General features: G+C 59.8%; 6 protein-coding genes. 2 read left to right on the top strand and 4 right to left on the bottom strand.

Features of this window, described 5'->3' with window-relative positions; genetic code table 11:
• Positions 1–130: 130 nt before the first annotated feature.
• The 3 genes from der to LC354_RS10470 all read right to left on the bottom strand — a co-directional run bounded on the left by der (position 131) and on the right by LC354_RS10470 (position 3743).
• Entirely contained in the window at positions 131–1582 is a 1452-nt protein-coding gene (gene der, locus LC354_RS10480; RefSeq protein ID WP_223423580.1) for a ribosome biogenesis GTPase Der, read from the bottom strand.
• A gap of 81 nt (positions 1583–1663) precedes the next feature.
• Positions 1664–3052, bottom strand: a complete 1389-nt coding sequence (locus LC354_RS10475; RefSeq protein WP_223423578.1) for an outer membrane protein assembly factor BamB family protein — start codon at positions 3050–3052, stop codon at positions 1664–1666.
• A 10-nt stretch (positions 3053–3062) separates the two neighbouring features.
• Complete coding sequence (locus LC354_RS10470; RefSeq protein WP_223423576.1) at positions 3063–3743, bottom strand: hypothetical protein; 681 nt, start codon at positions 3741–3743, stop codon at positions 3063–3065.
• A 241-nt stretch (positions 3744–3984) separates the two neighbouring features.
• On the opposite strand from LC354_RS10470, the gene LC354_RS10465 reads away from it, so the two are divergent.
• Together LC354_RS10465 and LC354_RS10460 are read left to right on the top strand one after the other, a co-directional pair.
• Positions 3985–5289 carry an efflux RND transporter periplasmic adaptor subunit gene (locus LC354_RS10465; RefSeq protein ID WP_223423575.1) on the top strand — a complete coding sequence of 435 codons (1305 nt, stop codon included), beginning with the start codon at positions 3985–3987 and terminating at the stop codon, positions 5287–5289.
• A complete protein-coding gene (locus LC354_RS10460) occupies positions 5286–9176 on the top strand; it encodes an efflux RND transporter permease subunit (protein WP_223423573.1) in 3891 nt (1296 codons plus the stop codon). Before LC354_RS10465 ends, LC354_RS10460 begins: the two co-directional genes overlap by 4 nt.
• A 128-nt stretch (positions 9177–9304) precedes the next feature.
• Here the strand turns inward: LC354_RS10460 and LC354_RS10455 are convergent, their stop codons facing one another.
• Positions 9305–11161 (bottom strand): ABCB family ABC transporter ATP-binding protein/permease, encoded by a 1857-nt coding sequence (locus LC354_RS10455; RefSeq protein ID WP_317849300.1) that lies wholly within the window; start codon positions 11159–11161, stop codon positions 9305–9307.
• Positions 11162–11171 lie beyond the last annotated feature (10 nt).

The raw sequence follows: 11171 nt of genomic DNA, 5'->3' as shown, positions 1-11171 counted from the left end.
ACATCACGCAATTTCCTGTCGATGATCAAACTGGCATCCGTCAGGCTGTGGATCGAGTTTTATGAGTCCGCTGCCTAGGCTTTTCGGGAAAACGCGCCGTTTTTCAGCCCTTTTCCGCGCCAGAAAAAGATTAGATGCGGCGGCCGTCGGTATGTTTACGCAACTTGGAGGGTGGTGCCTTCTTGCGGCCCTTGTAGGGGTTCGCGTCGTTTTGCCCTCGCATGTACAGCCGTATTGGTGTGCCCGGCATATCAAAATCCACCCGCAACGCATTGACCAGATAGCGGCTATAGCTTTCCGGCACTTTGTCGGGATGCGAGCACATGACAACAAACCCAGGCGGACGGGTTTTGGCCTGAGTCATATAACGCAGCTTGATCCGCTTGCCTTGCGGTGCCGGAGGCGGGTGCGCTTCGACCATGCCCACAAGCCAGCGGTTCAATTGCGCCGTTGTCACGCGACGATTCCACACGTCGTAGGCGCGCAGGATGGCATCATGCAGACGATCGAGGCCACGGCCTGTCTTGGCTGAAACCGTCACCAGAGGTGCCCCGCGCAGCTGTGGCAAAAGCCGCTCGAAGCTTTCCTTCAGATCTCGCAGCTTGACCTGCTTGTCATCCTCGATGTCCCATTTGTTGACCGCGATGACGACAGCCCTGCCCTCACGTTCGGCCAGGTCTGCGATGCGCAGATCCTGTTGTTCAAAGGGAATCGCTGCGTCCAACAGCACAACAACAACCTCGGCAAACTTCACGGCGCGCAGCCCGTCACCCACGCTGAGCTTTTCGAGCTTTTCCTGTACCTTGGCCTTTTTGCGCATGCCTGCCGTGTCAAAAATGCGCATCGGGGTTTCCCCCCAGGTCGTGCGCAGGGAAATCGCATCGCGTGTTATGCCCGCTTCTGGGCCGGTCAGCAGACGTTCTTCGCCGACGATCTGGTTGATCAGCGTGGATTTGCCCGCATTCGGCCGACCGACGACCGCCACCTGCAAGGGTTTGGCATGTGTGGGCACCGGCACGACATCCTCGTCGTCTTCGTCCACGATCACATCAACCTCCGGAGCGTCACCTGTGGCACGTTCGGCGAACTTGTCGGCCAAAGGCTGTAGCTGGGCGTAGAGATCGTTGAGGCCTTCGCCATGTTCCGCAGAGAGACGGATCGGTTCGCCCAGACCCAGCGAGTAGGCTTCGATCATGCCCGCGTCCGCGGCGGACCCCTCAGCCTTGTTCGCGGCCAGCAAGACATGATCCGCACGTTTGCGCAGGATTTCGGCAAAAACCTGATCGGTGGGCGTGACGCCAGCACGGGCATCAATCATGAACAGGCACACGTCGGCCATGTCGACGGCCCGTTCCGTCAGGCGGCGCATCCGGCCTTGCAGGCTTTCATCCGTGGCTTCTTCCAGTCCGGCCGTGTCGATCACGGTGAATTTCAGGTCCGCCAGTCGGGCAGCGCCTTCGCGCAAATCACGCGTGACGCCGGGCTGGTCATCGACCAATGCAAGGCGTTTGCCAACGAGGCGATTGAAGAGTGTCGACTTGCCCACATTGGGCCGTCCGACGATGGCGAGGGTCATGGACATTGTGCGTACCGGAAATCAGATCAAGCGCGGCACATAGACCATCTGCCGCCAAACGGAAAGGACCGAAACGCAAGGTGCGATTCAGCGATACGCCACAAGCCGACCATCCCGCGAGACGATATAAAGGGTTTGTCCCGCCACAACCGGCGCCGTCGTCGCACCGCTGGCAATTTCCGTCCTGCCCAACAGCGCGCCGGATTTGGGGTCAAAACTTCGGATTACCCCGTCGGATGACGCCACAATCAAGCGCCCCCCGGCCAGTATGGGCCCATGATTTGCGAAAACCTCGGCAACCCTTCTGGGCCGGTCCTTGACGAAATTTGGCAATGGAACGCCCCAGATCCGGGAGCCATCCTGTGCGTTCAGGCGCAGCAATTCGTTACGATCGCTGATAAAGAACACGCTGCCGCCCACCGGAACAACGCGTCCGATCGCGCCTTCTTTCGCGCTCCAGATCCGGGCTCCGCTGGCGGCGTTCACAGCGACCACCCGACCCGACTGGTTACCAGCATAGATCACGCCGTTCGCCTCGATCGGCTGGCCTGTTACATCACCGATGTTGGCCAGCGCCCGACCTCTGCGCTCGCCGACCACGGTCGCGCCCCAGCGCTGCAACCCGCCCTTGCGGAACACCGCCTGCATCTCACCCGATCCGAAAGCGAATACGACCAGATCACCGGCCAGCACCGGAGTGGGGGCGCCCAACACATTGGATGCACTTGCAGCGCCCGTTATCTGCCACTGCATGCGCCCCGTCCTTTTGTCGATGGCCCATCCGGTCATGTCCCCGGCGATCACATAGAGCAGATCGCCGTAAATCATCGGCGCGCCTGCGCCCGTCGTTTCGAGGTCCTGCGTCCAGAGGGTCGCGCCTGTGGTTGCGTCCAGCGCGGACACCGCACCAAAACCGCTCGCCACGTAGAGAACGTTCCCTTCGACGGCCAACCCACCGCCTGTTGCGTCCGCCTCATCGGCCCCATCCGGCAGGACATTGCGCTGCCAGATCACACCGCCCGACGTGGAAATCGCAGAAACGAGAGTCAGCGCGTCGAGCGTAAAGACTCGCCCTCCCGACACGACCGGGTCGGCGACGATGCGGTGCCTGCGGCTGTCGCCCTCGCCGATACCGACGCTCCAAACCGGTGTCAGGGACGTGGAAAGCCTTGGGTTGTCGGTACGGAACGCCTGGGTTCCGCGGTTTTGGGCCGCGTCCGCATTGGCGACCTGTGCGGGCAACCGGATATCTGGTGCCGCGTTGACGGGTCGGACAATCTGTGTGGCTTCTTCGGCTTCGCTGCTCGAAAAGACAGCCGTGATCGGCTCGCGTTTGCCAGGCAGAATGACATCAGGTTCCGTACAAGCCGACAGGATTGTAGCCAAAACCGCAAATGCACCCACCGCAACATACCCGCGTCGCACTCGACCAGTCGCGTTCAGCTCAGGTGCTGTCCGAATACGTGTTTCAGCCATGTTGCAGCCCTTATTCATCGGGCGTGTCTGCCGTACCATCCACCGTCAGCGCGCCCCCCAGCGCCACAATTGCCTGAAGGGCACGACGTTGCAAGCCCGTGGTCGCTTCTGCATCGTCCATGATCATCCGGAACCGTTCAATGGCCGCGTCAGTATTGCCCGTTTCGATGTCGATCAACGCCAGCTGTTCTTCGGCAAGGACCCGCAACGAAACGCCCGGTACGGCCAGAGATTCGAACGCGGCGCGGCGCGCCTCTGCATCCAGCGTGTCGGACTGAAGCGTCAACGCCTTGAAGGTGGCGACCTGCCGATAGATCAATGGAATATCAGGGTTGAGGGACACCCCATTCAACGTCTCGACAGCGGCCTCGGTCTCGCCCGCTTCGGTCTGCACCCCTGCGGTCATGAAAGCCAGGATCGCCGCTCCTTGTGGAGTATCCGCTTGCGCTGCGGCAAGTGCTGCGGCGCGACCTTCATCGTCATCAATGCTGAGACCGGCGAGCATTGCATCTCCGAGAGCCTCGGCTTGTGCGGTAGCTTGCGCGCGACGGTATTCGTTGAAGCCCGCAGCCCCAACAACCAGCACGATGAACAGAACAGCGATCCACCCATAACGCCACAGATAGCCATAGAGCCGGTCCCGGCGCACCTCTTCGTTGACCTCTTGGATAAAGCTGTCGCTGTCGCTCACGCCTGCGCTCCTCATACTGGGCCATATTTCAGGCCTCACGCTCGAATTCGCGACCCTCTTATAGCGCCGGCGCGGTCAAGCCAAGGGCAACAAAAACACATGGCCACTGCGACATTTGGGGACCATTGCAGAATACTCGCAAAAAAAGTATTCTGAACTGGTTAGTTCAGTAAAAAAACGTCCTAAATAAAGTTGATAGGCTGCCTTGGGTGGCAATCGATTCTGTCAAGAAAGAGCGTAAATGCGTATTGTATCGTTTATCCTTGCCATCATTGCGGCAGTGGGAACTTATCTTTGGGTGATCGAGCGAGACAGCACGCAGGCCTTTTTCGCCGAGCGTTCTGGCAGCGCCGAAGCCGTTGAGGCCGCTTCAGAAACCGCTGAACCCGAGGCGGAGACAGTAGCCGAGGTCGCTCCCGACGCAGACAACCTGATAAAGGTGGTCGCCCGACGTTCCATTGCACGTGAAATTGACAGCGCTGTGATCCTGCGCGGCCAGACTCAGGCCATCCGCCAGGTCGCCGTGCGCGCGGAGACCTCATCGACTGTTTTGTCGCCACCCTTGCGCAAAGGGACTTTCGTCGAGGAAGGGCAACTGCTGTGCCGCCTTGACCCGGGCGCGCGGGCGTCATCCCTGGCGGAAGCCCGCGCACGTGTGGCCGAAGCGGTGGCACGCAAAACCGAAGCCGAGAGCCGTGTTCCCGAAAGCCAGGCCCGTGTCGCCGAAGCGCAGGCGCTTCTGGAAGAGGCGCGTGTAAACCAAACCGCAGCCACAAGCCTGAGTGCGGGCGGATTTGCATCGCAAACCCGCTTGAAGAACAGCCAGGCACTTTTCGCCGCCGCAGAAGCCGCCTTGGAAGCCGCGCGCGCTGGTGTGATTGGTGCGAAATCGGGCATCGAATCGGCCCAGGCGTCGATCGAAAGCGCCATCGCCGGGGTCGCCGCTGCCGAGATTGAACTGGAACGGCTGGAGATTCACGCCCCCTTCGCGGGTCTTTTGGAAAGTGACACGGCCGAGTTGGGCAGCCTGCTTCAAGAGGGCTCGCTCTGTGCGACGATCATCCAGCTTGATCCAATCAAACTGTCCGCCTACGTCCCGGAAACCGAAGTGAACCGGGTGCATGTCGGTGCGCAAGCCTCTGCATCGCTGGCCGCGGGCGGTGGCACGGTTACAGGTGTCGTGACCTTCCTCAGCCGCTCTTCTGATCCGACGACACGCACCTTCCTCGTCGAGATCGAAGTGCCAAATCCTGACCTTGCGATCCGCGATGGCCAGACCGCCGAAATTCTCATTGCAGCCGATGGCGCTAGGGCACATCTGCTACCCGCATCCGCATTGACCCTGAACGAGGACGGACAGATCGGGCTGCGCACCATTTCGGACAGCGACGTCGTCGCCTTCACGCCTGTGAAGGTCATGCGCGATACGGTACAGGGCGTTTGGCTGACCGGACTGCCCGATGAGATCAACGTGATCGTCGTCGGACAGGAATTCGTGACCGCAGGCGTAACCGTCGCTCCGACCTATCAGGAGCAGACCCAATGACCGGCGTCGTTGATTGGGCCGCCTCAAGGGCGCGGATGGTTCTGGCCTTTATCGTGCTGTCGCTGGTCGTCGGCGCCGCAGCCTATATCAGCTTGCCCAAAGAGGGTGAGCCAGACATCGAAATACCGACCCTCATCATCTCCGTCCCCTTCCCCGGGATTTCGGCGGCTGATAGCGAAACGTTGTTGATCCAACCGATGGAGACGGAACTGTCCGACCTCGACGGATTGAAAAAAATGACCGCGACGGCCGCCGAAGGCTACGCGAACATCGTTCTGGAATTTGAATTTGGCTGGGACAAGACCAAGGTCATGGCCGATGTCCGCGATGCGATGGACGGTGCCCAATCGGATTTTCCCTCGGGCTTTGAGCAATACACGCTGGACGAATTCAATTTCTCCGAATTCCCGATCATCATCGTCAACCTGACCGGTCCCGTGCCGGAACGCACGATCACGCGCGTTGCCAAGGACTTGCAGGACGACATTGAATCCCTGGATGCCGTGCTCGAGGCCAGCATCGTCGGCAGCCGCGACGAGATGGTTGAGGTCATCATCGACCCGTTGCGGCTTGAGGCCTACAACGTCACCGCCGGTGAGTTGATCACCGTCGTTCAAAACAACAACCAGCTGATCGCCGCGGGTGAGGTTGAAACGGCCCAGGGGGCTTTCGCGGTCAAGATACCGTCCTCGTTCAATGAAACGCGCGATATCTACAGACTGCCCGTCAAAACCAATGGTGATCGGGTGGTCACCCTTGGTGATGTGGCAGAGATCAATCTGACATTTGAGGACAAGTTGTCCACTGCACGGTTCGACGGCGTTGATACGGTCGCGCTTCAGGTGGTCAAGCGGAAGGGCTTCAACCTGATCGACACGGCCACGGCCGTGAAGGCACTCGTTTCGGAACGCGCGGCCGAGTGGCCCGATGGCTTGCAGGCTGCGGTAGAGGTTGGCACCTCGAATGACCAAAGCCGGGTCGTCGATTCCATGGTCAAACAATTGCAGGGGTCGGTCTTTACCGCGATCGCGCTTGTGATGCTGGTGTCGCTCGCAGCGCTGGGACCCCGCGCATCGCTCTTGGTGGGCTTTGCGATCCCGACGTCTTTCCTTCTGTGCTTTGTGCTCTTGGCCATCATGGGCATCTCGATCTCGAATATCGTGATGTTCGGCCTGATCCTGTCGGTGGGGATGCTGGTGGACGGTGCGATCGTGGTCGTCGAATATGCCGACAAACGGCAACAACAGGGCGTCGGGCCGATGCAGTCCTATGTGGATGCGGCCAAGCGCATGTTCTGGCCGGTTGTGTCGTCGACCGCCACGACGCTCTGCGCCTTCCTGCCGATGCTGTTCTGGCCGGGCGTGCCGGGCCAGTTCATGGGCATGTTGCCTGTGACGCTGATCTTCGTCCTTTCCGCCTCCCTGATCGTGGCCCTGATCTATCTGCCTGTAATGGGGGGTGTGCTTGGGCGCATCATGAACTGGTTCTCCACGCAAAACCTCCGGATCGCCAGATTGCCCTTTCTTGCGCATCTGATGCTGTTTCCATTGTCCGCGCTGTTCATTGCATCCGCCGCAGGGTTGGGACCGCTACAGGCGAACATTACGACGGTATTTGCAACGATGGATCAACAGGACACTTGGGGATCCGTTCTGCCCAGCCTGACGAGCGTCTTTGCGAATGGGCTCGGCATGACCGCATTGGTCGGGCTTGCCTTGACCGGCGTGATCATGGTGTTGCTTTCGATCACAGCGGTCTTCCTGCGACTGGGATGGGCCGGATTATGGGCGGGGCGCAAGGTGTTCGGCAGACGTGAGGGACATGTCACATCCGGCTATCAACGCTCGGGCTTTGGCTATTTCGTTCAGGGCATTGTCGGCAACCCCGTCATGCCGATGGTCATGATAGGGGCCGTGTTTGTCTTTGTCGGCACAACCCTGATCTATTTCATGAACAACAACAACGGCGTGGAGTTCTTTGTCGACACGGAGCCGGAAGAAGCCATCGTATACGTTCTGGCGCGCGGTAACCTCAGCCTCGATGAAAAGGACGCCTTGCTGCGGCAGGCCGAACAGGTCGTTATCGATCACCCCGGCATATCGAGCGTCTTTGCCTTTGCAGGCAGCGGCGGGCTGAACGCCAACACCGGCGGCGCCTCGTCCCCCAAAGATGCAGTTGGACAGATCCAACTCGAAACCATCCCGTGGGAAGACCGGCCCGACTCGAACCAGCCGTGGTTCACAATTCCGATCGTCAATTACACGGTGATGCACAAGGTCAAAGCCGAGACTTTCGATGGCGACACCATCATGGACGAATTGACCGCCGCGTTGGCCCAGATACCGGGCATCAAGACCGAAGTGCTCAATCTCAGCCGTGGCCCGGCCAGCGGCAAACCCGTGCATCTGCGCATCAAGGGCGACAACTTCGAACAATTGGTCGACGTCGCAGGCCAGGCCCGCAGCAAATTTGAAGCGACCCCCGGCCTGATCAAGATCGAAGACACCCGTCCCCTGCCCGGCATCGACTGGCAGATTGACGTGGACGTCGAAAAGGCGGGCCGCTACGGCGCTGACGTGGCAACCGTGGGCGCGATGGTCCAACTGGTCACACGCGGCTTGCTGCTGGACACGATGCGCGTCGACAGTTCGGATGAAGAGATCGAGATCCGCGTGCGCCTGCCCGAAGAAGACCGCGTTTTGTCGACGCTGGATACGCTCAAGGTGCGCACAGGCGACGGGCTGGTACCGCTGGCCAACTTCATAACCCGGACCCCCGTAGCCGAACTGGCCCAGATCAACCGGGTGGATCAGAAGCGGTATTTCGATGTCAAAGCCGACGTGGCAGCAGGCCTGCAAAAGCTTGTCGAAACCGTTGAGGTCGACGGGGTCGACGTTGAACAGATCGTTGCCACATTGCGACCCTCACCCGACGGAACAATCGTCGCGGACAGCCAGGAACGCTATGATGTGCTGGCCCTCGAAAACGGCACAACAGGTCGCGACCTCGCGTCCGAGTTGGCAAGCGGCACGCTTCGGATGCTGCCCGTAAACGCCAACGAACGGATTGCACATTTGAACAAATGGCTCGACACCAATCCTTTCGGCCCGGGCTTTGAAACCGAATGGACCGGCGATCAGGAAGATCAGGCAGAATCAGGCGCCTTCCTGATGAAGGCCTTTGCCGGTGCTTTGGGCCTGATGTTCATCATCCTGCTGGCGCAATTCAACAGTGTCTATAACGCCTTGCTGGTGTTGGGCGCGGTTGTTTTGTCAACGGCAGGTGTCCTGATCGGCATGCTGGTCATGGAACAGCCTTTCTCTATCATCATGACCGGCACCGGGATCGTCGCGCTCGCCGGTATTGTCGTGAACAACAACATCGTGCTGATCGACACCTATCAGGAGTACGAGAAATATATGCCGAGGATCGAAGCAATCATTCGCACGGCCCAGGATCGTATTCGCCCCGTGCTGCTGACCACGATCACGACGATGGCGGGTCTGGCGCCGATGATGTTCGGCCTGAGCCTCGATTTCGGCGATGGCGGCTATACGGTCGACAGCCCCACGGCGCTTTGGTGGAAACAACTCGCAACAGCCGTGGTCTTTGGCCTCGGAATCGCGACGGCGCTGACACTCCTCGTCACACCGTCGCTGCTGGCCATGCGGGTCTGGGTCGTGACCTACGCGCTGTGGACCAGCCGCCTTCTGGCCAAACTGTCGCTCGGACGTGCCAGCACCGCATCCCGCGATTGGGCTTTGGTCCGCAAGGCAAGCGTGATGGAAAATCGCGAAATCGTTTGGGATTTCGACGAGGTGGACCCACCCCAAAGTCAAACCCAGGAACCGACACTGCCGACCGCACCGCTCAGGGCCGCGGAATAAAGCCACCTTTTTGGGTCCAGAAAGACCAAAGGCCGGAGCACCCGCCCCGGCCTTTGGTATTTTAGCGCACTCTGGGACGGCGGGCGGGGCGTCTTTGCGGCGCAGCCGTCAAAGAGCGCCGTTCGTCGTCACAGCGTCTCGTCGGATTGCTGGCGGTACCACAATTGCGCATAGCGCCCATCCTTGGCCAACAAAGCCTCATGGGTCCCGGTTTCCACAATCTCACCCTGTTCCAGCACCACAATGCGATCGGCTTCGGCAATCGTACTCAGGCGATGGGCAATGGTCAGCACGGTCCGGCCTTCTCCTGCCCGCACCAAAGCGTCCTTGATGTCCTGTTCGGTCTCGCTGTCCAGCGCGCTTGTCGCCTCGTCCAGCAAAAGGATCGGCGGGTTTTTCAGCAAGGTCCGGGCAATCCCGACGCGCTGCTTCTCTCCGCCCGACAATTTCAGACCGCGTTCGCCGACGGTGGTGTCATAGCCATCGGGCAGCTGTTCGATGAATTCGTGAATTTGAGCCGCCTTTGCAGCCTCAATGATCTCCGACGGGATCGCCCCATCGCGGCCATAAGCAATGTTGTAGCGGATCGTATCGTTGAACAGCACCGTATCCTGCGGCACCACACCGATCGCCGCGTGCAGGCTGTCCTGGGTCACGTCGCGGATATCCTGCCCATCAATGCGCAGCGCCCCCCCGCCCACATCGTAAAAGCGGAACAGCAGACGGCCGATGGTAGATTTGCCCGACCCGGTCGAGCCGACAATCGCCACCATCTCGCCCGGTTCCGCCACCACTGACACGCCTTTGAGAATGGGCCGCGCCGCATCGTAGCCGAAATGCACGTCATCCAGTTCAACCCGACCGCCCTTGACCTGCAACGGTTTGGCATCCGGCGCATCAACGACTTCAGACGGTTGTTCAAGCAGATCGAACATCTCACCCATGTCCACAAGAGCCTGACGGATCTCGCGGTAGACCGTCCCGAGAAAGTTCAGCGGCATGGTGATCTGGATCATATAGGCGTTGACCATCACGAAATCCCCGACGGTCAGCGTGCCGTTCTGAACGCCAATCGCGGCCATGACCATGACACCAACGAGGCCCGCCGTGATGATCACGGATTGACCGAAATTCAGAAACGCCAGTGAATAGCTGGTTTTCAGGGCCGCAGCCTCATAGCCTTCCATGGCGCTGTCATAACGGGCAGCTTCGCGTTTTTCGGCCCCGAAATACTTGACGGTTTCAAAGTTCAGCAAGCTGTCGATGGCCTTTTGGTTGGCATCGGTGTCCTGGTCGTTCATCTGGCGGCGCAGCTTCACCCGCCATTCAGTCACCGCGAACGTGAACCAGACATAAAGGGCAATCGTGCCTGTGACGACGAACAGATAACTGACGTCGAACATGATCGTCAGCACGATCCCGATCAGGACCAGTTCCAGCACCAATGGACCGATGGAAAACAGCAGGAACCGCAATAGGAAATCGACGCCTTTGACGCCACGCTCGATGATCCGGCTCAACCCGCCTGTCTTTCGGGTGATGTGATAACGCATCGACAGGCGGTGAATGTGTTCAAAGGTCTCCAGCGCCAACATCCGCAGCGCACGTTGCCCCACCCGGGCGAAAATCGCATCCCGCAACTGTTGAAACCCGACATTCATCAACCGGGCAATCCCGTAGGCAACCGTCAGACCAATCGCGCCCAAAGCCAGCGTCGGCACACCTTCGCCCGCCAGAACATCCACCGCATCGCGATACAGGATCGGAGTTCCGACAGACACTAGCTTGGAAAAGACCAGCGCGATCATGGCCAGTACGACGCGCTTTTTCACCCAAGGCATGTCATCCGGCCAAAGATATGGCGCGACCTTGCGGATCGTGCGCATGCCAGAGTTATGCTCTGAGGCGTCGTTCTTGTTGGCCGGGTCAGGCTTTGGATTGGCCGGATCGGCCTTGTCCGCGGCAGCGGTCGTATCAGCGGGCATAGGGAAAGTG

This window comes from Tateyamaria pelophila (genome assembly GCF_019966495.1).
Classification (GTDB): Bacteria; Pseudomonadota; Alphaproteobacteria; order Rhodobacterales; family Rhodobacteraceae; genus Tateyamaria; species Tateyamaria pelophila.
This window is presented reverse-complemented; position numbering and strand designations above follow the sequence as displayed.

Excerpts from the sequence above, each read along its gene's own strand:
- LC354_RS10475 (WP_223423578.1), bottom strand. The coding sequence starts at position 3,052 with ATGGCTGAAACACGTATTCGGACAGCACCTGAGCTGAACGCGACTGGT.
- der (WP_223423580.1), bottom strand. The coding sequence starts at position 1,582 with ATGTCCATGACCCTCGCCATCGTCGGACGGCCCAATGTGGGCAAGTCG.
- LC354_RS10460 (WP_223423573.1), top strand. The coding sequence starts at position 5,286 with ATGACCGGCGTCGTTGATTGGGCCGCCTCAAGGGCGCGGATGGTTCTG.
- LC354_RS10455 (WP_317849300.1), bottom strand. The coding sequence starts at position 11,161 with ATGCCCGCTGATACGACCGCTGCCGCGGACAAGGCCGATCCGGCCAAT.
- LC354_RS10465 (WP_223423575.1), top strand. The coding sequence starts at position 3,985 with ATGCGTATTGTATCGTTTATCCTTGCCATCATTGCGGCAGTGGGAACT.